Consider the following 21,286-nt stretch of genomic DNA (forward strand, 5'->3'; position numbering starts at 1 on the left):
CTATCTACCTCGGCCCGTTTCAGCGCCAAAGATGTGCGGCGAAACGTGGATGCCAAGGTCCGCGAACCGGTCCGTGAACCGTGGCCGAACACCAGTTGGCACTGGCTTACCAAGGAACCTTCCGTTCGAGTCGACTCCCGCAGCAAAATCGAAGATAAACGCATCCTGGAGGGTGACGATATCGCCCTCCATGCCCTGAACCTCGGTGATGTGCGTCACGCGTCGGGTGCCGTCCCTCAGCCTGGAGATATGAACAATAAGGTTCACCGCGGAGGCCACCTGCTCGCGTACAGCGCGGAGCGGCAGATCCATCCCGGCCATCAATACCAGGGTCTCAAGGCGGGCTATGGCATCGCGGGGGGAATTGGCGTGGACTGTGGAGAGGGAGCCGTCGTGGCCGGTGTTCATGGCCTGCAACATGTCAAGGCATTCGCCGCCGCGGACTTCGCCGACTACTATGCGATCGGGCCGCATGCGGAGCGAGTTTCGCACGAGGTCGCGAATGGCGATCTCGCCTTTTCCTTCAATGTTCGCCGGCCGACTTTCCAGCCTCACCACATGGTCCTGCTGAAGCTGGAGTTCCACCGCGTCCTCAATCGTGACGATGCGGTCCGATGCGGGAATGAAGGAAGACAAGGCATTGAGAAGCGTCGTCTTGCCGGTGCCTGTACCGCCGGAAACGATGATGTTCATCCTGGCCAGGACGCAGGCTTGAAGCAATTCGGCCATCTCGGGGGAGAGGCTGCCGAAGGCAATGAGCTTTTGTACCGTGAGGGCATCACCGCCGAACTTTCGGATAGTCAGCGCGGGGCCGTTGACAGCAAGCGGCGGGATGATGGCGTTAACGCGCGATCCGTCCGCGAGACGTGCATCCACGAGAGGAGAGGACTCGTCGATGCGGCGTCCAACCTTCGACACGATGCGCTCGATCACCCTCCTCAGTGCGTCGTCGGAGGCGAACTTGGTGTCTGTCAACGTCAACTTGCCAGCCCGTTCCACATAAACCTGGTCGAAACGATTGACCATCACTTCGGTGACGGACGGATCGTCCAGGAACCGCTGGATTGGACCATGGCCAAGGACGTCATCAATGATTTCGCGGATAAGGCGTTGGCGCTCGGACGAAGTCAGCGGAACCTGTTCCTCGTCGACGACGAGCTTCAACTCGTCCTTGACGAATTGGTGGAGCTCGGTCTCTTCGAGGGAAGAGTCAGTGATGCGGGCACCAAGCCGCTCGTAGAGGGCCGTACTGGCGCGCTCTTTGAGTGCGCTCAGCGCGCCACTCGCCGCAGCCGCAGTGGGGCTCAGCTCGATGACTTCGGCCGCTTGCGCTGTTTCGGCGGTCTTGACGTCGTGGATGCGGCCCAACGTGGCTGGTTCAGCAGCATCCTTGGCCAACACGAACGGATCGTGCTTTTCTTCGACGACTGCCAAGCTCGGCTCGGTGCCGCGTGCCTTTTCAAGCCTGCGTGAGAGGTTCACTGGACTACCGCCCTTCTGTGCAACTTCTTGTGGGGTCTTGCTTCCCAGTTGGGTTCGAACCGCTTCACCAGTTGTCGGAGACCTTTTTGCGCGGGATCCCGGCTGCCGTCCTGCAGGAGCGGGATCCCCTTATTGGTTGAGAACGGAAGGGTCCGCGAGCGGGGGAGCACCACATCCACCGGGGCCCCGATGGTGGCTTCAACATCCTGGAGCGTCAGCCCGCTGCGGCGGTCCGCCATGTTGAGGACCACGTGGCGGACTTCTGGCAAGAGGTTCAGTTCGGAGAGAATCTGGTTTCCGGAGCGAAGGCCCCGGATGCTCGGAACATCCATGCCGCAGATCCAAACGGCGTCCGAAGCCAGGTCAAGAGTCGCCAGTACATGTTCGCCGAGCCCCGGCGCCGTATCCACGACGACGTACTGGAACTCCTGCCGCAGCTGGGTAAGCAGGTGGCTGACGTTTTCTCCCGTGATCCGGTCCATTTCCACCGGGTTCTTTGGGGCGCACAGGGCATAAATGCCGGCAGGGTGCACGGTCAAATACGTCTTGAGGACCATGGAGTCCTGGCTCGCGGCACCCACAACGGCGTCCGTGATGGTGTGGTCAGGTTCCAGCATCAGCCCGCTGGCGACGTCTCCAAACTGCAGGTCCAGGTCCACGATGACCACCCCCATTGGGGCGATCTTTCCCAGCCCCACGGCCAGGTTCGTCGCCACGGTAGTCTTGCCTACTCCTCCCTTGGGTGAGATGACGGCGATGATCCGGCCCCCCGCGGCGTGCTCATGATGTTCGGAGCTGCTTGGGGACAGGCCGCGCCGCCGTCCGGCGGAGGCAAGGCTTGCCCGCTCGACGATGATGCGGATGTGGTCAACTTCTGCGGCCGGATCCAAGAGATCCCGGATGCCCGCCCGCATGGCCTGGATTGCCACTTCGGAAGATTCATCGGTCACCAGGATCATGCTGATCTCCGGATACTGCAGATCCATGACCGCGGCGAACTTCAGTGTCTCGTCGGCCGGGAGCCCGGGCCCGAGGACGAAAACTTCCGGCGGTTCGCCGAGGAGCTGCGTCAGGACTTCCTCGGGACCCTGGGGAAGATAGTCAGCCTGGAAGTATTGAAGGGTCCCCGGCATGGCGGCCGTGGCCAGACGAACTTTGCGCTCGAACTCCGTGATTGGAGTGATCAGGACAAAGCGGCTCATCGGAATACCTTCGTCTTGTCCACGACACCAGTGGTGCCTTCCGTAGCCCCGGTGGGCTCTTTCGACATGTAGATCTTGCCGAATTCCGCTGCGTAAACCAGGCGTTCGGCGTCAACCGAGTTCCGGGCCACTGTGATCAGGTAGTTCCCGTCGCTCTGTGCATTGCTGCCGGAGCTGAGAGATCCATCCGACTTTTGGGTCGAATCCTGCTGGGCCGGGCTGCCGTTGCTCAACTGGGTGGCGGTGACAAGTACTTTGTGGAAGGTCAGCTGGGTGCCCGCAGACTGCGTAGCCGTCTGCCCTGCCCCGTTGGTGGATGACTCGGTGAGGGAGATGAAGATGCCCACCGTGTCGCCGGCGGAGATCTTTCCGCCAACTACGCGTTCGATGGGGAGCTTGAGGGAGATCTCCTGCATTCCATCGGGAACGGCGACTCGTGACGGTCCAAGGAACGATTCCTTTTCCACCAGTCGGCTCGACAGCAGCTGCTCACCGGGAACCAGGGCAACGGCTGTGACCTTAGACCCCAGGGAGTTCAGGTCGGTCACGCTGTCAGCGGTGAGCGCTGACTTGGGGAGCGGCTTCTTGGCTACCGACCCTCCCAAATCGCTGACTGCTGTCCCCGCTGGAACGGCGGACTGAACCACAAAAACTTCCGATGTTTCGGTTCCGGCCATGGCACGGGCATCCGCGCTCTGTACGTATGTAATAAGAAGGACGGTGCCGGTTATCGCGATGACTAGCGCGGCGATGCCTCCCAGTAGGCGTGCTTTCACTTTCTTCCCCTTTAGGTGATTTTTATTTGATCAGCCCAAGGACAACGACGTTGCCTGTGGACGTTGTTGTGCCTCCGGTGAAGAGGCTGGGATCTGCGGAATAACCGACGAAGGTTCCGTACAGGCCCTTCTCGCTTGACGTGAACACGTTGGTTGGGTCGTATTTGGCCTGGCCGCCGAGGTTCCATGCCTGAATCTTGAAGCCGGCCCACTTTTCGATGAAGTACTGCACGGAACTGCCGCTGCATGAACCGAATTGTGCCGTTGACATCCCGGCGCACGTGTACTTGTAAACCGGAAGCGCCACCGTGGAATTCGGCAGTGATGGATTGAGTGTCGGGTTGAAGAGATCGATGCATCCCGTTGGGACTGAGGCACCTGTGCTCGTCATGCTCCACTGTCCAACTTCGGCTGTAACCTTGCAGCCAGTGTTTCCGTCTGGCTTGAGCCAGGCGAAGCCGCCGGGGATGATCTGATTTGAAGGATTCTGCCCATTGCAGTCCTGCGCGCCACCCTGGATGAGGATTTTGTGAGGCAGACCGTCATCCTTGAATTCACAGGGGGCAAAAGTCAGCGGGAGAACGGTAACTCCCTTCGTGGGGTACAACCACTTCGCCGTGGCCGTAGCACCCACTTTGGCCGGCGGTGCGTTCAAGGCGCTGGCGAACATCTTGGTCAGGAAACCGGCGTTGGTGACACCGTCCTTCGTGGACGTAGTCACAGACACTTGGCCCGGGACCGAGAGATCGACTGACTCAACCGTGGATTTGTTGTCGTTGGAGTTGTTGTTCGCCAGGGTCGAGGCAACGCTATTCACGGCGGCCTGGGTGCAGCCGCCGGTAGCGGAGCACATGTCCGCGCCTGCAAGTGCTCCCGCGTCTGCAGCATTCTGCAACTGGGCCCGCTCTGCGTAGATTTGTCCGGTATCGACAGCCAGGGCGCCTGCACCGATGAGCACCACCATCATGACGGCAACCATGACGCCAGCGGCCCCGCGCTCGCGGTCGCGGTCGGTGGTTCGCCGCGTCAGCCGTTGCATCGCATTGCTCCCACTCCGGTGACGGTTACGGAACTACCAAAAAGCCCTGTCAGAGTCGTCGCGGAATAGGTGATGGTTACCTTTTCCGTGGTGTCTGGCGCGCAAGCCGCGGGGCTGAAGGTGTAGGCGAAAGCTGCGGAGTTGACTCCGGGGGCACCGGCGACTGCTGCGGCTTTCGCATCGGTCTGGCTGTTCTTGACGGCCATGGTCCGAGCGGCCTCCCTGGCTGCCTGGGTCACGGAAATTTGGGCGTTGTAGGCGTTCGCGAACTCGACGATTCCTACGACTACGGACAGAAGGATGGGAGCCACCAGTGCAAACTCCACAGCTACTGCGCCGCGGCTCTTGTGTTCCGTGTTTGCTTTGCGGATCTTTTTCAACGGATCCCCCGAGGTTGATTGCGTTTTTCGGTTGTGCCGCGGTTGGTGCGCGGCACAACCGAAAGTGGGTTGGCTACCAGGTGCCGACTGTCGAGCCCAGGCTGGAGAACCAGGTGTTCAGCGCCGTGCCGAAGGCAGTGACGCCGATGATGATCAGGAGTGCGATGAAGGCCACGAGGAGCGAGTACTCTGTCGCGGTTGCACCCTTTTCCGAGGAGATGCGCTCCTTGCAGCCCGCCACAAAGGCGAGCACGGAGACCATGAATGAAGTCATTTCTGTCCCTAATTTTTTTGATTTGGCACGGTCGCTCATGCGCCGGCTGGTCGCCCCAGGCGATCACTGACTGGCAGCTTTGAATGGTCTGTCGCTGCCACGAAGTGCGCCGCGCCTGCTGGACTGCAAGGACGCGGCGCACTCGGGAGACTGTCACCTACCAGGTGCCGACCCGGGAGCCGAGGCTGGAGAACCAGGTGTTAAGAGCGCCGCCGAAGGCCGTGACGCCGACGATGATAAGCAGGGCGATGAAGGCCACGAGAAGCGAGTACTCAGTGGCAGTGGCGCCCTTTTCGGAAGAGAAGCGATCCTTGACGCCGGCAACGAATGCCATCATCGAGACCATGAGAGAAGTCATTGTATTTTCCTTAATTCGGTGAAATTGAATTGATGTTTATTTCAACGAATTTCCAGCTGCCCCCATAAATCCTTAGCGGCTGGACTTCGCTAAGAAGAGATTGTCATTTACGCCGATGGGCAACAATGCGTAGTGGTACTCGACTTTTAGGCGGCGCGCTGAAAGGACGTACTCGAATACTCGGAAAGGTACCTAGGGCGCGATCAGCCCGCTCCAGCGACTACTTGGATGGGCGCGCTTCAACCCGAGCGCAAGGAGTCTCTCGGCTGCAGTTCGCGCTACTGGATGAGCAGTGCAGTGAGGGCCAAAGCGCCAAGCATGGCGGGGCCGTGTGGCACTTCCTTGGCCATATTCCGGCGTTTTCCACCGAGGAGCACTGCTGTTGTGATTCCATTCACGATAAAGCCCAGGAGGCCACCGTAGAGCAGCTGGCTCCAACCTAGGTACCCCAGGTAAAGGCCGACGGGCGCGGCCAGCTTCACATCGCCCATTCCGATGCCGCCAGGCGAAATCAACGCCAAAATAAGGTAGGCAGCGAACAAAATGACCGCGCCAACGAGAGCTCTGATGAAATCGTCAGCTTGCTGACCAAATATCAGCGGAGCTGCCAACAGGACAATGCCGGCGACTAAGAGAATAAATACGAGCTGGTTGGGCAATAAATGCATGGCGATGTCCACCCTTGAAAGTTGAACGCCTAGCACTGCCAGGAGGATTAGGGCCGGCAGGCCCGGCATATTGCCAAAGCGCAAGACGAAGGCGGCGCACGCGGCGCCGGTGACGGCCGCCGTCGTCATCCGAACCCGCGGCGCCGGCAGGGCACCCAGCCGCGGCAGCGTCCGCGCAATCAGGATCTCAGTCGTGGGGGAGAGGAAACATCCCAGCAGGCCTATGACAACGACAAGGAGCCAACCGGCCGACCCTCCGCCCTCTGCTGATACCACTGCGCCCCCTGCATTGGTTGGGTTGGCGCATGACGAGCCAACCTCCGCTACCCCATTTTGACCCTGAACCACCTGACGCGCTAATCTAGGTAGTCGTTGTGCGTGTCCTATTCCGATGGTGCGTGCCCGCTTGAGAATCCGGTTGCAGGATAACTACTCAACGTGCACATTCGGAACTTCAGGATGACTGGTTACATGGAGCCCTCACCTCTGTTCCGGTAGCGCGCAGACAGTAGGTGCGCGAGCTAGCGACACCTAAACAAGAACGCCAGAACAAGAACGAGGCAAACACCGTGCGTACGTACACCCCGAAGCCCGGCGATATCAACCGCCAGTGGCACGTCATTGACGCCACCGACGTTGTCCTTGGTCGTCTTGCAAGCCAGACCGCAATCCTGCTGCGCGGCAAGCACAAGGCCACTTTCGCGTCCCACATGGACATGGGCGACTTCGTCATCATCATCAACGCTGAAAAGGTTGCCCTCACCGGCGCCAAGCTGGAGCAGAAGCGCGCATACCGCCACTCCGGCTACCCGGGCGGCCTGACCTCCGTCAACTACGCGGAACTGCTGGAATCCAACCCGGTCCGCGCCGTTGAGAAGGCCATCAAGGGCATGCTCCCCAAGAACTCCCTCGCTGCACAGCAGCTGGGCAAGCTGAAGGTGTACCGCGGTGCTGAGCACCCGCACGCCGCCCAGCAGCCCAAGACTTTCGAAATCACCCAGGTCGCCCAGTAGTCCTGGCCACCAAACAACTTATCTATACAAGGAGAATCGTGGCTCAGAACGAAGAGACCACCGAGGCCGTCGAGGCCGAGGAAAACCTGACCAGCTACACCTCTGAGAGCTCAGCTTCCGAAGCTGCTCCCAAGAAGGAACGCCCGGCCCTGACGGTTGCCGGCGCAGCTGTTGGCCGCCGCAAGGAAGCCGTTGCACGCGTGCGCGTTGTGCCCGGCTCCGGCAAGTGGACCATCAACGGCCGCGAGCTGGCGAACTACTTCCCCAACAAGCTGCACCAGCAGGACGTCAACGAGCCCTTCAAGATCCTTGATCTGGAAGGCGCCTACGACGTCATCGCCCGTATCCACGGTGGCGGCATCTCCGGCCAGGCAGGCGCCCTGCGCCTCGGCATCGCCCGTTCGCTGAACGAGATCGACGTCGAAAACAACCGCCCGACCCTGAAGAAGGCCGGTTACCTGTCCCGCGACGCCCGTGTCATCGAGCGTAAGAAGGCCGGTCTCAAGAAGGCCCGCAAGGCCCAGCAGTACTCCAAGCGCTAAACCCGCTTGCACAGAAGCCCGTCCCGCCTTTTGGCGGGGCGGGCTTTTTGCGTGCAGGAATTCCCTAAAGGGGAATCGTCGGACACGCCTCCAATAGCCGCTACACGAGTGTCCACAGTGGCCCCCAGGCTCACGCAATCGGTTTTGATAAGTCGTAGATGCCTTGCCCACCTACCATCTCGAGCTGAAAGTGCGTCTTCACCCAGTCGGAAATTTCAGCGACGGTGCTTGCCTTTGGCTGGGTTGCCAGAAACTCATCCTGGGGAAGAAAATAGCAAATCTGTCCGCCAGCGACCTTGTCTTTGAAGGCTTGGAGGGTGGGGGACGGGTCGGAACCAGCGAACCCACCAAGCGGCATGACGGGCCGGGCAACCTCAAGCTGGAGTCGTGCGGCTGTCTGCGAGGCCGAAGTGGCAGCCGCCCAAAGACATGTTCTCGAAGCGGTCGTGAGTCTGTCGAGAATGGCGGTGTTTGGCTTTTGGCCAAAGGCAACGTCATACGCCCATGCGGGGTTCCCATGTTTCATGTCATCCAAGAACCGATTGATGCTCGTAGGGCTCTTGGTCAGTTGCCCGGAAACGGGGTTGGAACCGTTCTGTGGGAGTGCTGTATTGAGGGCGGAAGTGAGGAGGGGGCCCGCCAACATTGCGACCACTGCTACGCTTGCCGCCCCCACCTCAAGCCAGCGGGCCGGGGGCCGAACAACCGACAGCGCTGCGCCGAGAGCTCCCAGTAGCATGATTCCGTTGCCAAGCCACTCCGGCCAGCCAACCACGCTGCTCAAGATGAGCCAAGTACACATCGCCGTGGCCAGGATGCCGGCCGCTGCTACAGCTCTGACAACAAACAATTGGTGGTGCTGCACATAGATTGCGCTGGCAACGCCGAGGGTCAGGGCCAGGGGCGCCGAAAGAGCCTCCGTGTAGTAGGTGTGGATTTGATTTCCCATAAAGCTCAGGACGAGGTAGGTGCCAAGGAACCAAGTGATGGCCATGAAGGCCAAGGTCCTCGCCCCTCCTTTCCGGGGCAGCAATTTCCAGCCGAATGCTGTCAAAAGTGCGCCGATGATCGCCGCGGGCAGCATCCATCCGATTTCTTGGCCGTAGTTCGCATTAAGAAGCCGCGTAAGCCCAGCGTCCGAGTCCACCTGCCTGAACTGTTCGGGTATTAGGTTTGCGACTGGATTAGCGTCGGTTCCCACTATGCGGTCCAACCCGTTGTAGGCCAAGGTCAGTTCCAGCATGCTGTTGGACTGTGAGCCTCCGACGTAAGGCCGTACTCCCGCAGGGATCAGGTCTACTACCGTCATCCAAAAACCACCGGTAAAGACCATCACAGCACCTGAAATGGCAGAATTTTTCAGCCTTGTTGACCAGGCCGCGTTGCCCCAAAACAGATACGCAGCACTTACGCTCGGGAGGACCAAGAGCCCTTGAAGTTGTTTGGTCATGAAAGCCAGACCCACCGCGACTCCTGTGAGGATGAGATACCTCAACCGGTTGGACTCAATTGCATGCTGGACCGCATGCACGGAGACAAGCATTAGCAGAAGCATGAGAGGGTCCGGGTTGTTATACCGAGACATCAAGACCACGATGGGCGTAGTGAAGAATACGGCGGCAGCAAAAAGTGCGGGTATCGCCGAGAAATTCTTGCGAATGATAACGTAAATAAGCAATGTAGAAATAACGCCCATAATTGCTTGCGGAGCCAATATTCCGATGGGCGTAAATCCGAACATCTTCGTGGAAATCTCCATGACCCACAAGCTGAGTGGTGGCTTGTCAACGGTAATGGAATTTCCCCAGTCCGAGGATCCGAAAAATGCGGAACCCAAGTCCTGCGTGCCGGACTGGACTGCAGAACTATAGAAGTAGTTAGCCCAGCCGTTGATCCCCAGGTTCCAAAAGTTGAGAATCCCGTTCAACACCAAAATAAGCAGCAACGCCGGCCGCTCCCACACTGGATCTTGGGGACGCCCCCTTATCACTCCACGAACAAACCGTGTGGCCCCGCCTATATAGTCAGCCCCGAAGGTTGTAGATAGTGACGCCGTCAACGTTCTCCCCCTTGAAGTTTGACCGAACCCACTCCGTGATAGCGGCGGCGTCCTTGCCGAGAGGGATCCCGTCAACGATCGCTTGCTGCCAGATGAAATAGGCGATGCGCTTACTCGATACCATGGACTTGAACTGGTCAAGAGTCGGAGCGGGGTCGGTGCCCAGCCAACCTCCCAGCGCGATTACCGGGCGCTGCGAAGACAATTGATATTGCGCTGCGTTCTGGGCTGTGTAGGTGGCTGCGGCCCATTCGGACTCCGTCGCGTTCTGCAGCAGCGCAGTCACTTCCGGCGATGGTTCTGCACCAAACCCAAGTTGGCGGGCAAGGGGCGGATCGCCACGGCGGGCGGCGTCAAGGTGTGCTGAGAGGGTTCCAGGATTGTTGCCCACAGGCCCGGACAAGGGATTTGTCCCAGAATGGGGCGTGGAAAGCGTGATCGTATCCGTTGCCAGCGGACCCCAAATCAATACGATCCCGACGAGCACCAGCGTGAGCCGGACTTGAAACCTCGATGCAGCCAACAGCCAGCCTGCCGCTGCCAAGAGCGTTAGCGCGATGGCGCCGAGTGGCCAGCTGCCCCAACCGTTACTGTATTCAAAAATCCGAGTCGCCACGTAGCCTGTTCCCAACAACAGGACAACGCCCATCGTCCGAGGGATCAACCGCCCACGGAGTTTCCACAACAGGGCGACGCCCATCGGGATGACCAGCGCTATCGGGGCGGCCAGGGAGAATACGTAGTAAGTATGTGTCATGGTGCCCATGAAGCTCAACACGATATAGGTGGTTGCCAGCCAGGTGACGGAGATCGTCATTAACCCCGTCTTTGACTTCGAAACGTTGCCCGACTGTCGCCACAACATCACCAAGGCGAGCGTGCACGTCAGCGCTGTAAACAGCAGCCACGCCCCCTCCGGGGCAAAGTTTGCATTGAACAGCCGGCTGAGTCCGCCGTCATAGGAACTCGGTGAGAGGTCTTCAGAAGTCGGTGCGGCGCCCGTTGCAGGATTTGTGCTGAAACGAAGGAACCTGGCCAGTCCGTTGTAGTCGATGGTGAGCTCGAGCATGCTGTTCGTAGCAGAACCCCCAATGTACGGCCTGTTTCCCGCAGGGATGAGGTCGACCACGACGAGCCACCAGCCGCCGCTGACGATGAGAGCGCCGAGCGAACCCAGGAGCCGCCGTATCCGTGATCCGATTGTTCCCGCGCCGCAGAGGACAATCGCCAGGGCAAAGGCAGGAATTGGCAGGAAGGCTTGGATCTGTTTCGCCATGAATCCAAGCCCCAGAGCCGCTCCTGACAGGAGAAACCATGACCAGCGGTTGCTTTCGATGGCGCGGACTACAAAGTACGTTGTGGCTACTGTCAGCAGGCCCATGAGGGGTTCTGGGTTGTTGTACCTGGACATGAGGACGACTACCGGCGTGGTCGCATAAATGAGGCCGCCCAGCAGTGCCGGCGCGGCCGCGAGGTTTCGGCGGATGATCTTGTAGATAAGCCATGTGGTGGCTATGCCCATCAGTGCTTGGGGCACTAGAAGGGACCATGAATTGAGGCCAAAAAGCCGGACCGACAACGCCATGATCCAGATGCTCAGCGGCGGCTTGTCAACGGTGATGAGGTTTCCCGCGTCGAGGGAACCGAAGAAGAAGGCCTTCCAGTCTTGGGATCCGGCCAGCGCTGCAGCGGAATAGTAAGGATTGGCCCATCCATTGCGGTCCAAGCCCCAGAGGAACGACGCCGCGGTCGCAGCCAACAACCCGACCAAGGCGATCCGCTCCCACCTCGCGTGATTCTGGGCAATCGGGCCGGCGGGGGCAGGAACCCGGTTCGCCTCTTTGATGCTCAACGAACTGACTGTCCAACGGGCCGGAAGGCGAGAATGGCTGAACGCTCGTCAGCACGGCGAAACCTGAACACCCAGAGGCGAAGAAGCACGAACCGCAGCAATGTGGCGAAGACGTTGGCGGCGGTGAGGACCAAAAGTTCGGTGCTTGGGGCTGGGTCCAAATTCACCGTATGCAGGACCAGCAGTGCCGAGGACGTTATAGCCCACGCCAGCATGAAGACCACAAGCCCCTGGAATTGTTGGGTAAACAGTTTCGCCGGGCCGCTGATGCCGAAGGTAAACCGCCTGTTCGCGGCAGTGTTGCCAACGGCCGTCAGCAACAGGGCAAGGAAGTTGGCCTGTTGTGCGCCAAAGGGTCCTTGGAGAACCAAATACAACAATGCGAAAGCGAGGGTTGAAATAACGCCAACGAGCCCGAACCGGACCACCTGCCCGAAAAAGCTGGGACGGCCCGGTGGGACTATCGGCCCGCGGCCGAGTTCTGCATATATTGCCTGGACGGGAATCGAACCTCTCACCAGGGAACCAGCCACTCGAACCATCCCGCGAAGGTCATCCAGGGCTGTTTGTTTGATGTCGACCCGACTGTCGGGATCATCAATCCAGTCGACCGGGATTTCGTGGATCCGCAGCCCCGAACGTTCTGCGATGATCAACAACTCAGTATCGAAGAACCAGCCGTTGTCCTCCACATGCGGGAGCAAACGCTTGGCGACGTCGGCCCGTATTGCCTTGAATCCGCATTGCGCATCGGAGAACCGGACCTGCATCGTCCGGCGGAGCAGGAAGTTATAGGAGCGGGAGATAAATTCCCGTTTCGGACCGCGGCTGACGCGTGAGCTCTGACCCAGCCTTGTACCGATGGATATGTCCGAATGCCCGGACAGCAGAGGCGCTATAAGCGGCGGGAGAGCGGCAAGATCCGTGGAAAGGTCTACATCCAGGTAGGCCAAGACCTTTGCCTCAGAAGCGCTCCAAGCATCGCGAAGCGCGAAACCACGCCCTTTGACCTCGAGGCGGCGATACTCGACATTTGGCAGTTGCTCGCTGAGCCGGGCAGCAATAGCCGGAGTCCTGTCGGTGCTCGCATTGTCGGCAATGGTTATCTTCCATGTCGACGGCATTTCCCGTGAGAGATATTCGGAGAGTCTTGAGATGCTGTGTTCGAGTACGGCTTCCTCATTGAAAACCGGTACTACAATTTCGAGCGCCAAGCCCCCATAGCTAGGTGTCATGCATCAGAGATTAGGGCCGGCCTGTGGCGGCCGCGAGGGCTTTTGGCAAAGACACGTACACGACAGAGAAATCAAGTACTACACCTGGCCGGCCGTGCTCGGAAGCAGGTAGTTACTACTGGGGACCCGCCCACACCGAATCATTACTGTCGGTGCGCATGGGGGATGAGAAGGCAAACCTGGGGACCACCAGATACGGCGCACTTGACGGTCTAAGGGGACTGGCCGCCGCAGTGGTGGTGATTCACCATTGCTTCCTGGTTTCCCCGAGCTTGGCCCTTGCCGTTGCCCGCGTTGACACTGGCAACGCGGAACCCTGGGTATGGTGGACCACCTTCACGCCCGCGCATTTGCTATGGGCGGGCACCGAGGCGGTTTACGTCTTTTTTATTCTCTCCGGATTTGTTCTCACGCTTCCCTTCCTGGGAGTTTCACGGCCAACTTGGCGGGCTTATTACGCAAAGCGATGTGTCCGGATCTATCTTCCAGTCTGGGCGTCTCTGGCCGTTGCGTTGCTCTTGGCATGGATCGTCCCGCGCACGGGGAGCCCGGATCTTAGCGCGTGGCTGCTCATCCATGATGAGTCTCCGAATGTGCTTGCTGACGGGGTGCTCCTTGGTGGTGCAGACTCTCTCAATTCGCCGCTCTGGTCACTGCAATGGGAAATATTGTTCTCCTTAGCGCTCCCTCTTTATGTGGTATTGGCGCTGCGGATTAGGAATGCTTGGCTGCCGTGCCTTCTGACGCTTTTTTCGTTGATCGCTGTCGGAACGGTTACCTATCTCCCGGCAATCGTTTACATGTCCATGTTCGGCATCGGTGTTCTCATGGCTGTGCGGAAAAACAGGTTGGAACAATTCGGACGCACTCTCAGTCGAGTCAAGTGGGGTGGCCTCATTGCGTCCTCATTGCTGCTGCTTTCGTCGCGGTGGTTGTTCCCGCAACTTCCCACGGTGATATGCATGGCGTGCATCGGTGGTGCACTATTGGTGTTCGCTTTCATTGCCTGCCCGCCCCTAGCCAGTGCGGGCAACCACCGGACCTTGCAGTGGCTTGGCACCCGATCTTTCAGCCTGTATTTGGTGCACGAGCCGATCGTGGTTTCGATCGGCTTCGTCACCCATATTTCGAACCCGTTGCTCGTTACCGCCTTGGCCGTTCCACCCTCATTGGCTGCGACCGAATTATTCTTTCGGTGCGCCGAACGGCCGGGCCGCATACTTGCCGGACGCGTCGGCCATCTTGTGGGCAGCAAGGTTCGCCGAGTGCCGCAGCTTCTGACGCCCGGGCCCTAGGCAGTTCGCCACCCGTGGAGGACCCGCCCCCATAGCCCCGCGCCCCATCCTCTACACTTGACCGGTGTCTAGATTATTTGGAACTGATGGTGTCCGGGGGTTGGCCAACGGCTTGCTGACAGCTGAGCTGGCCCTGCAGCTGGCCCAGGCGGCCGCCGTCGTGCTCGGCCATGACCGCAACTCCAACGGCTCCCGCCCGCGCGCGGTGCTGGCACGCGACCCGCGCGCCAGCGGCGAATTTATCGCCGCTGCAGTGGAAGCCGGACTTTCCAGCTCGGGCATCGACGTCTACGACGCCGGTGTGCTGCCCACCCCGGCGGCGGCCTACCTCGTAGCGGACCTCGATGCGGACTTCGGCGTCATGATTTCCGCGTCCCACAACCCGGCGCCGGACAACGGAATCAAGTTCTTCGCCCGCGGCGGGCAAAAGCTGCCGGACGAGGTCGAGGACGCCATTGAAGCCCAGATGGGCAAGGAAGCTGTCCGGCCCACCGGAGCCGACGTGGGCCGCATCCAGCGCTTCTCCGACGCGGAGGACCGCTACATCGTCCACCTCCTGCGTACGCTGCCGCACCGCCTGGACGGCCTCACGGTGGTCCTTGACTGCGCCAACGGCGCCGCCAGCGGATGCTCACCCCAGCTTTTCAAGGACGCCGGCGCGCGCCTCATCGTCATCGGCGCCGATCCAGACGGACTGAACATCAACGACGGCGTCGGCTCCACCCACTTGGGTCCCCTCAAGGAAGCCGTGATCAAGCACGGGGCAGACCTGGGAATCGCCCACGACGGCGACGCCGACCGCTGCCTGGCCGTTGACCACGAAGGCAACGAAGTGGACGGCGACCAGATCATGGCCATCCTCGCGGTGGCGCTCAAGAAGTCCGGGAAGCTCAAGGACGACGTCCTGGTGGCCACGGTGATGAGCAACCTGGGACTCAAGCTCGCACTCCGCGATGCCGGAATCACCATCATGGAAACGGCAGTGGGGGACCGCTACGTCCTCGAAGGCATGCGCGACGGCGGCTACAACCTCGGCGGCGAACAGTCCGGCCACGTGATCTTCTCCGACTACGCCACCACCGGTGACGGCCTCCTCACCGGCCTGCAGCTCGCCGCACAGGTGGCCCTCACCGGGAAGCCGCTCAAGGAGTTGGCCACCGTGATGACCAAGCTCCCGCAGGTCCTCATCAACGTCAAGGGTGTGGACCGCAGCAAGGTTGGCAGCAACGACGTGCTGGCCCAAGCGGTGGGGGCTGCGGAAGCGGCGCTCGGCGATACCGGCCGCGTCCTCCTCCGGCCCTCCGGAACCGAACCCGTTGTCCGGGTGATGGTCGAGGCCGCCGACGAGGAAACTGCCCAGTCAATCGCCGAGCACTTGGCGCAAGTTGTCCGGGCAGAACTCGCCCTGGAACTTGTTAGTGAATGACTGAGCCCCTATATGCGTTCTCGCTGTGCCTCATGAGAGCCCGGTACAGGAGGATGACGGCTACGGTTTGGACGAGGAAGGCGATCGAAAGAGGCAACGCGTAGCTGTTCTTTGCAAAGTACAAGAAATAGACAAACGCTCCTGTGGTGGCCAGTAGGCAAGGAACCAAACGTAGCCGTGACCAGTTCAAGAGAAGCAACGACATAACTTCAGCCGCAAAGAAGTAACGGTCATGCATTTGGGGCAGCAGCAGGGGGCACACGGCGACCGTCGTGATGCATAAGAGAAGGCGACGCTCCGAAACGTCTTCACCACGCCAGTAGGCGAACACTGCGATCCCGATGGCGACGGCGCAGAGCATGATGCCCCACCATCTTCCTTCAGCGATGCCCAGGTTTGGGAACATAGCAAAAATGTTGGCTGCCCCGGATACCAATCGGTTGTCCTGTGTTTGTCTGACATAGATAGTGAGCGTACTTTCCCAAGACCGCCCAAAGATCACAGGCGGCAGGCTCAGCGCCAACCAAACGAAGCCAGCCATGAACACGCCTCGAATATTGAAGCGCCCGCGTAGCGAGATTGCCGCCAAGGCTGGAAGAAAGAATACAGACTGGAGTTTGAACGCGACAGCGACCCCCCAAAAGGACCAGGCACAGTTGTAGTTGTTCCGAAGCAGGCTCCGTGCCGACAACAAAAGGAACGCGGTATAGATGGAGTCGCACTGTCCCCACATCGCGCCGTTGACGAGCACCGTGGGTGCCAAAAGCGATATCACCGCTACTGTGCGCGGTGCCAGCCGTGATGGACCGAGCTCCTTTGCCAATGCCGCCACCGCCAAGGCGAGTGAAACATCGCCCGCGATGGACACAATTTTTATCGCGATGAGCGGGTCAATTGGAAGGAAGCTGACCAAGAACAGTAGGAACAAGTACGGGAAGTTGTAATTCGAGAAGTCCCCGCCGAGAGCCCAGACGCCGTGGTCTCGAAACTGTTCCATCCAAGGTAGGAGAAAAGTGGCGGCATCTTCACTTTCATACGGAACTAAGAGAACACGGGCAACCAGCGCCATGACGACGAGCAGGACCGTAACCGCCGGCGGAGTTGTCCGGCGCAGAGTTTTTGATGGCACTTCCGTTTGCTTGGTTATGGCGTCCCCCATTGCGCCATCATTTGGTGAGGAACGCCGATATGTCAACGCTATTAGGAAACCAACCAAATGTGGCCCGCCTCCCGGAAGGGAAGCGGGCCACTGGCTTTTAAGGAAGGACCTAGACGGTGCGGTCCTTCAGTGCGTCACGGATTTCGGTCAGGAGCGCAACCTGCGGATCCTCAGCAGCCTCCTCCTTGACGTTCTTGTCGATGCCCAGCCGGCGGTTGCGGCGCTCGATCATGTGGTTCATGGGCATGACCACCACAAAGTAGATGGCGCCCGCAATCAGCAGGAAGTTGACGATCGCGGTCAGCAGCACACCGAACTCGATCGCGTTGCCATTCAGTTCAACCCTCGCAAAGCTGTCAAAGTTCGGCGCACCCACCAGGCCGGAAATGAATGGCATGAGCACCTTGTTCACCATCGCCGTCACCACTGCACCGAAGGCAGTACCCATGACAACCGCGACGGCAAGGTCAACGACGTTGCCTTTCATGATGAAATTCTTGAATCCTGTCAGCATGGGAACCACGCTAGCCCACAGCCGCAGGCCTCCGGATGACGCCGAGGTAAATTCCCGCTGCGTGTCAGGCCCGGCAAGAGCCTGGTGCGTCCCTCACGGGTAGGCGGGCGCCGCTTCCAGGCCGAAGTATTCCTCCAAGGTGCCGATGCCGCGCTTCGCCATGTCAGTGGCAGCCTCAACCCCTACGAACCGAAGGTACCAGGGCTCGTAGTAGTAGCCCGTGATGGGGTGCAGCATCCACGGATACCGCACGACGAAGCCGTACCGGTAGGCGTTCGCTTTCGCCCAGGTGGCCGCCGGCTGGTCTGCGAAACATGGCTCGAAGCTGCAGGCCCCGCCGCCGTCCCCGATGTCGAAGGCCCATCCCGTCTGGTGCTCCGAGTGGCCGGGCCGCGCACTGGCGGTATCGGCGTCGGCCTGTCCCCGCGCGGCGACGTACCCGTTGTAGGTGGTCACCTGGGTGCTGTACGAGCGGTAGCCGCTGGCCAGGACCATCGCCACGCCATCCCGCGCCGCAGCCGCGAACATCGCCTCGGCCGCTGCCGCCGTCGTGCTGTTCAGCAGGGCACCTTCACCCGCGGCGGAAATGGCGACGGCGGGACGCACCAAGTCAGCCGGCGCATAGTCCGCGGGCGCCAGCGGCCGGTGCTTGTTTACGATGACCCACTGGCTTGCGGGGTCGTCGAGCGAGAACTGCCGCGCCAGCGTGGCCGAGGGCGACGGTGTGGGGGACTGCGCTTCCGGCGACTGGCCCACCGTGGCGGTTTCCGCCGTCGGGCCCGCTGAAGCGGTTACCGCAGCAGGGGAGGGCGGCGCGGCAGAAGGAGCAGCGGACGACGCCGGCGCAGCCGGAGGTGCCGCCGGCGTGCAGGCTGCCAGGACCGTCAGCCCTGCCCCCGCCGCGAGGAAGCGGGCAAAGCTGCGGCGCGTGGCCGGTCCGCATTCGTAGCACACGTGTGCTAGACCTTCCTCAGGAGCATGCGGCGGATGGAATGGTCAGCCTCTTTGGTCAGCACCAGTTGCGCCCGGCCCCTTGTGGGCAGGACGTTTTCCTCCAGGTTGGGCTCGTTGATCCGCTTCCAGATGTCCCGCGCGGTGTTCTCGGCTTCCTCATCGGAGAGGGTGGCGTAACGGTGGAAGTAGGACTCCGGCTGCGCGAACGCGGTGCTCCGCAGCTTCCGGAACCGGTCCACGTACCACTCCTCGATGTAGGAGGTCTTGGCATCGACATAGATGGAGAAGTCGAAGAAGTCGCTCAGCGCCAGCCCCTGGCGTCCGTCATGCCGCGGCCGGGCCGGGGCCAGCACGTTCAGGCCCTCCACGATCAGCACGTCCGGCCGGCGCACCACCACTTCCTTTTCCGGCACGATGTCGTAGGTGACGTGCGAGTACCAGGGTGCCCGCACTTCCTCGGCCCCGCCTTTGATTTCGCTCACGAAGCGGAGGAGCGCCCGGCGGTCGTAGGACTCGGGGAACCCCTTCCGGTCCAGCAGTTGCCGGCGCTTGAGCTCAGCCAGCGGATACAGGAAACCGTCGGTGGTGATCAGTTCCACGTTGGGGGTACCGGGCCAGCGGCGCAGCATCTCGCGCAGCACGCGGGCGATGGTGGACTTGCCTACCGCCACTGAACCGGCCACCCCGATCACGAACGGCGTGCGCTGGGTCTGCTCACCCAGGAAGGTGGTGGTGGCGGCATGCAGCTGCCCGGCTGCCTCCACATACAGGTGCAGGAGCCGCGAGAGGGGCAGGTAGACGTCGCGGACTTCGTTCATGTCCAAGGGGTCGCCGAGCCCGCGAAGGCGCAGCACATCCTCTTCGTTAAGGGGCTGTTCCATCTGGGCTGCGAGCCGGGACCAGGTATGCCGGTCCAGCTCCACGAACGGCGAGGCACCCTCCCCGTTCGCTTCATTGCGTTGCGAAGTCACGCTAAAGATTCTGCCCCCCGCCCGGCGCATCGCGAAATGACGCCCCTGCTCAGCGCGGCGAGCTGCGTCACTTGGGCCGCGCGGCGGCGCTTACCGGTTTAGAGCAACCGGCACGCTGCCGATAGTCTTGTGCCTATGTGTGGAATCGTGGGTTACGTAGGCCGTTCGACCGACGGTGCAATTGATGGTCACAGCGCGTTGGACGTTGTCCTTGAGGGGCTCCGCCGCCTGGAGTACCGCGGTTATGACTCTGCCGGTGTGGCAGTGGTGTCCGAGGGCGCCATCGAGTCGCGGAAGAAGTCCGGAAAGCTGAGCAACCTGATCGCCGAGCTGGAGGCGCGCCCGCTGCCCGAGACGGTGACCGGGATCGGGCACACCCGCTGGGCGACGCACGGCGGTCCCACGGACCGCAACGCGCACCCGCACCTGGCGGATGGCGGCAAGCTGGCCGTGATCCACAACGGCATCATCGAGAACTTCGCTGAGCTCAAGCTCGAGTTGCTGGAAAAGGGCGTCACCTTCCTCTCCGAAACGGACACCGAGGTGGCCGCTGCACTCCTGGCCGACATTCTCCGGAACAAGCTGGGCGGGGACACCGCGAACGGCGGACTGACCCACGCCATGGAGCTGGCCTGCCAGCGCCTCGAAGGCGCCTTCACCTTGCTGGCCGTGCACGCGGACCAGCCCGACGTCGTCGTGGCCGCCCGCCGCAACTCACCGCTGGTGGTGGGCCTGGGCGACGGCGAGAACTTCCTGGGCTCGGACGTGTCCGGGTTCATCGACTACACCCGCCGGGCCGTAGAGCTGGGCCAGGACCAGATCGTCACCATCACGGCGGACTCGGTGGACATCACCGACTTCTACGGCAACCCGGCCTCCGGCAAGGAATACCACGTCGACTGGGACCCGGCCTCGGCGGAAAAAGGCGGCTTCTCCTCCTTCATGGAGAAAGAGATCAACGACCAGCCCGACGCCGTGGCCCAGACCCTGCTGGGACGCTCGGATATCAAGGGCAAGCTGACCCTGGACGAACTCCGGATCGACCCGGAGCTGTTGAAGCAGGTCAACAAGATCATTGTCCTGGCCTGCGGCACCGCCGCCTATGCGGGGATGGTGGCCAAGTACGCCATCGAGAACTGGTGCCGGATTCCCACCGAGGTGGAACTGGCGCACGAGTTCCGATACCGCGATCCCATCCTGGACGAAAACACCCTGGTGGTGTCCATCAGCCAGTCCGGCGAGACCATGGACACCCTGATGGCGGTCCGTTACGCCCGCGAACAGGGCGCCAAGACCATCTCCATCTGCAACACCAACGGCTCCACCATCCCGCGTGAATCCGACGCCGTCCTGTACACGCACGCCGGGCCGGAAATCGCCGTCGCCTCCACCAAGGCCTTCCTGGCGCAGATCACCGCCGCCTACCTGCTGGGCCTGTACCTCGCACAGCTGCGCGGCAACATCTTCTCCGGCCAAATCAAGGACGTCCTGGCGGACCTGAACAAGATCCCCGCCAAGATCCAAAAGATCCTGGACAACGCCGGGCCGCTGCGCGAACTGGCCCGCAGCATGGCCAACGAGAAGTCCGTGCTGTTCCTGGGCCGCCACGTGGGTTACCCGGTGGCCCTTGAAGGTGCGCTGAAGCTCAAGGAGATCGCCTACATCCACGCCGAGGGCTTCGCCGCCGGTGAGCTCAAGCACGGCCCCATCGCCCTGATCGACGAAGGCCAGCCGGTGTTCGTCGTGGTTCCGTCCCCGCGCGGACGCGATTCGTTGCACGCCAAGGTGGTCTCCAACATCCAGGAAGTCCGTGCCCGCGGCGCCCGCACCCTGGTCATCGCCGAGGAAGGCGACGAAGCCGTCAAGGCCTACGCCGAGTATGTCTTCTACGTACCGGAGACCCCCACCTTGCTCATGCCGCTGCTGACCACGGTTCCGCTGCAGATCTTCGCGGCGGAGCTGGCCGCAGCCAAGGGATACGACGTGGACCAGCCCCGCAACCTGGCCAAGAGCGTCACTGTCGAGTAGCGGTGACTCCCTAACCGCTGGAAGCCCCGGGCCCACAAGCCCGGGGCTTCCAGCGTTAA

General features: G+C 61.1%; 20 protein-coding genes. 5 read left to right on the forward strand and 15 right to left on the reverse strand.

Annotation, left to right across the window (positions count from 1 at the left end):
• From DC347_RS02925 to DC347_RS02960, 8 genes are all read right to left on the reverse strand, one after another.
• Entirely contained in the window at window positions 1–1,482 is a 1,482-nt protein-coding gene (locus DC347_RS02925) for a CpaF family protein (RefSeq protein WP_109044374.1), read from the reverse strand.
• On the reverse strand, window positions 1,479–2,684 hold the full coding sequence (locus DC347_RS02930; RefSeq protein WP_109044375.1) for an AAA family ATPase: 1,206 nt from the start codon (window positions 2,682–2,684) through the stop codon (window positions 1,479–1,481). The genes DC347_RS02925 and DC347_RS02930 overlap by 4 nt, the downstream gene beginning before the upstream one ends.
• Window positions 2,681–3,460 carry a Flp pilus assembly protein CpaB gene (locus tag DC347_RS02935; protein WP_240617676.1) on the reverse strand — a complete coding sequence of 260 codons (780 nt, stop codon included), beginning with the start codon at window positions 3,458–3,460 and terminating at the stop codon, window positions 2,681–2,683. The genes DC347_RS02930 and DC347_RS02935 overlap by 4 nt, the downstream gene beginning before the upstream one ends.
• Window positions 3,461–3,482: 22 nt before the next feature.
• A complete protein-coding gene (locus DC347_RS02940) occupies window positions 3,483–4,499 on the reverse strand; it encodes a pilus assembly protein TadG-related protein (protein WP_018760415.1) in 1,017 nt (338 codons plus the stop codon).
• Window positions 4,487–4,825, reverse strand: a complete 339-nt coding sequence (locus DC347_RS02945) for a TadE family protein (RefSeq protein ID WP_255414760.1) — start codon at window positions 4,823–4,825, stop codon at window positions 4,487–4,489. Before DC347_RS02945 ends, DC347_RS02940 begins: the two co-directional genes overlap by 13 nt.
• 127 nt (window positions 4,826–4,952) lie before the next feature.
• The gene (locus DC347_RS02950; RefSeq protein WP_109044377.1) at window positions 4,953–5,153 is read right to left on the reverse strand and encodes a Flp family type IVb pilin; all 201 of its coding nucleotides are present in this window, start codon (window positions 5,151–5,153) and stop codon (window positions 4,953–4,955) included.
• 157 nt (window positions 5,154–5,310) lie between these two features.
• Window positions 5,311–5,511, reverse strand: a complete 201-nt coding sequence (locus DC347_RS02955) for a Flp family type IVb pilin (RefSeq protein ID WP_109044378.1) — start codon at window positions 5,509–5,511, stop codon at window positions 5,311–5,313.
• Window positions 5,512–5,789: 278 nt separating this feature from the next.
• Window positions 5,790–6,455 (reverse strand): A24 family peptidase, encoded by a 666-nt coding sequence (locus DC347_RS02960; RefSeq protein WP_109044379.1) that lies wholly within the window; start codon window positions 6,453–6,455, stop codon window positions 5,790–5,792.
• A gap of 293 nt (window positions 6,456–6,748) precedes the next feature.
• Here DC347_RS02960 and rplM point away from each other — a divergent pair, with 293 nt between their 5' ends.
• Both rplM and rpsI read left to right on the forward strand, forming a co-directional pair.
• Window positions 6,749–7,192 carry a 50S ribosomal protein L13 gene (gene rplM / locus DC347_RS02965; RefSeq protein ID WP_015937805.1) on the forward strand — a complete coding sequence of 148 codons (444 nt, stop codon included), beginning with the start codon at window positions 6,749–6,751 and terminating at the stop codon, window positions 7,190–7,192.
• A gap of 38 nt (window positions 7,193–7,230) precedes the next feature.
• Complete coding sequence (gene rpsI, locus DC347_RS02970; protein ID WP_018760410.1) at window positions 7,231–7,734, forward strand: 30S ribosomal protein S9; 504 nt, start codon at window positions 7,231–7,233, stop codon at window positions 7,732–7,734.
• Window positions 7,735–7,864: 130 nt separating this feature from the next.
• Here rpsI and DC347_RS02975 read toward each other — a convergent pair whose 3' ends face one another.
• The 3 genes from DC347_RS02975 to DC347_RS02985 all read right to left on the reverse strand — a co-directional run bounded on the left by DC347_RS02975 (window position 7,865) and on the right by DC347_RS02985 (window position 12,880).
• Window positions 7,865–9,679 carry a glycosyltransferase family 39 protein gene (locus tag DC347_RS02975; RefSeq protein ID WP_133247068.1) on the reverse strand — a complete coding sequence of 605 codons (1,815 nt, stop codon included), beginning with the start codon at window positions 9,677–9,679 and terminating at the stop codon, window positions 7,865–7,867.
• A 79-nt stretch (window positions 9,680–9,758) separates the two neighbouring features.
• Window positions 9,759–11,645 (reverse strand): glycosyltransferase family 39 protein, encoded by a 1,887-nt coding sequence (locus DC347_RS02980; protein ID WP_240617677.1) that lies wholly within the window; start codon window positions 11,643–11,645, stop codon window positions 9,759–9,761.
• Window positions 11,642–12,880: a bifunctional glycosyltransferase family 2/GtrA family protein gene (locus DC347_RS02985; protein WP_109044381.1), complete on the reverse strand. Its 1,239-nt coding sequence runs from the start codon at window positions 12,878–12,880 to the stop codon at window positions 11,642–11,644. Before DC347_RS02985 ends, DC347_RS02980 begins: the two co-directional genes overlap by 4 nt.
• Window positions 12,881–13,038: 158 nt before the next feature.
• Between DC347_RS02985 and DC347_RS02990 the strand changes: the two genes are divergently transcribed.
• Window positions 13,039–14,175 carry an acyltransferase gene (locus DC347_RS02990; protein WP_109044382.1) on the forward strand — a complete coding sequence of 379 codons (1,137 nt, stop codon included), beginning with the start codon at window positions 13,039–13,041 and terminating at the stop codon, window positions 14,173–14,175.
• Window positions 14,176–14,239: 64 nt separating this feature from the next.
• Window positions 14,240–15,601 carry a phosphoglucosamine mutase gene (gene glmM, locus DC347_RS02995; RefSeq protein ID WP_109044383.1) on the forward strand — a complete coding sequence of 454 codons (1,362 nt, stop codon included), beginning with the start codon at window positions 14,240–14,242 and terminating at the stop codon, window positions 15,599–15,601.
• Here glmM and DC347_RS03000 read toward each other — a convergent pair.
• The 4 genes from DC347_RS03000 to coaA form a co-directional block, all read right to left on the reverse strand.
• Window positions 15,591–16,760, reverse strand: a complete 1,170-nt coding sequence (locus DC347_RS03000; RefSeq protein ID WP_109044384.1) for a glycosyltransferase 87 family protein — start codon at window positions 16,758–16,760, stop codon at window positions 15,591–15,593. The two genes, glmM and DC347_RS03000, sit on opposite strands and share 11 nt — an antisense overlap.
• Window positions 16,761–16,869: 109 nt before the next feature.
• A complete protein-coding gene (mscL, locus tag DC347_RS03005; protein ID WP_018760404.1) occupies window positions 16,870–17,274 on the reverse strand; it encodes a large conductance mechanosensitive channel protein MscL in 405 nt (134 codons plus the stop codon).
• A gap of 93 nt (window positions 17,275–17,367) precedes the next feature.
• Window positions 17,368–18,228: a D-alanyl-D-alanine carboxypeptidase family protein gene (locus DC347_RS03010; protein ID WP_109044385.1), complete on the reverse strand. Its 861-nt coding sequence runs from the start codon at window positions 18,226–18,228 to the stop codon at window positions 17,368–17,370.
• Window positions 18,229–18,233: 5 nt separating this feature from the next.
• A complete protein-coding gene (gene coaA / locus DC347_RS03015; RefSeq protein ID WP_196803302.1) occupies window positions 18,234–19,229 on the reverse strand; it encodes a type I pantothenate kinase in 996 nt (331 codons plus the stop codon).
• Between the two features lie 105 nt (window positions 19,230–19,334).
• Between coaA and glmS the strand changes: the two genes are divergently transcribed.
• Window positions 19,335–21,227 carry a glutamine--fructose-6-phosphate transaminase (isomerizing) gene (gene glmS / locus DC347_RS03020; RefSeq protein WP_109044386.1) on the forward strand — a complete coding sequence of 631 codons (1,893 nt, stop codon included), beginning with the start codon at window positions 19,335–19,337 and terminating at the stop codon, window positions 21,225–21,227.
• The last annotated feature ends 59 nt before the right edge of the window (window positions 21,228–21,286 follow it).

Origin of the sequence: Pseudarthrobacter sp. AG30, assembly GCF_003116525.1 — a bacterium.
GTDB lineage: Bacteria > Actinomycetota > Actinomycetes > Actinomycetales > Micrococcaceae > Arthrobacter.

What these genes read in the sequence shown, in the direction of transcription:
- DC347_RS02985 (WP_109044381.1), bottom strand. Translation starts at nt 12,880, where the DNA reads ATGACACCTAGCTATGGGGGCTTGGCGCTCGAAATTGTAGTACCGGTT.
- glmS (WP_109044386.1), top strand. Translation starts at nt 19,335, where the DNA reads ATGTGTGGAATCGTGGGTTACGTAGGCCGTTCGACCGACGGTGCAATT.
- DC347_RS02990 (WP_109044382.1), top strand. Translation starts at nt 13,039, where the DNA reads ATGGGGGATGAGAAGGCAAACCTGGGGACCACCAGATACGGCGCACTT.
- DC347_RS02950 (WP_109044377.1), bottom strand. Translation starts at nt 5,153, where the DNA reads ATGACTTCATTCATGGTCTCCGTGCTCGCCTTTGTGGCGGGCTGCAAG.
- DC347_RS02940 (WP_018760415.1), bottom strand. Translation starts at nt 4,499, where the DNA reads ATGCAACGGCTGACGCGGCGAACCACCGACCGCGACCGCGAGCGCGGG.
- coaA (WP_196803302.1), bottom strand. Translation starts at nt 19,229, where the DNA reads ATGCGCCGGGCGGGGGGCAGAATCTTTAGCGTGACTTCGCAACGCAAT.
- DC347_RS02955 (WP_109044378.1), bottom strand. Translation starts at nt 5,511, where the DNA reads ATGACTTCTCTCATGGTCTCGATGATGGCATTCGTTGCCGGCGTCAAG.
- DC347_RS03000 (WP_109044384.1), bottom strand. Translation starts at nt 16,760, where the DNA reads ATGGGGGACGCCATAACCAAGCAAACGGAAGTGCCATCAAAAACTCTG.
- DC347_RS02930 (WP_109044375.1), bottom strand. Translation starts at nt 2,684, where the DNA reads ATGAGCCGCTTTGTCCTGATCACTCCAATCACGGAGTTCGAGCGCAAA.
- mscL (WP_018760404.1), bottom strand. Translation starts at nt 17,274, where the DNA reads ATGCTGACAGGATTCAAGAATTTCATCATGAAAGGCAACGTCGTTGAC.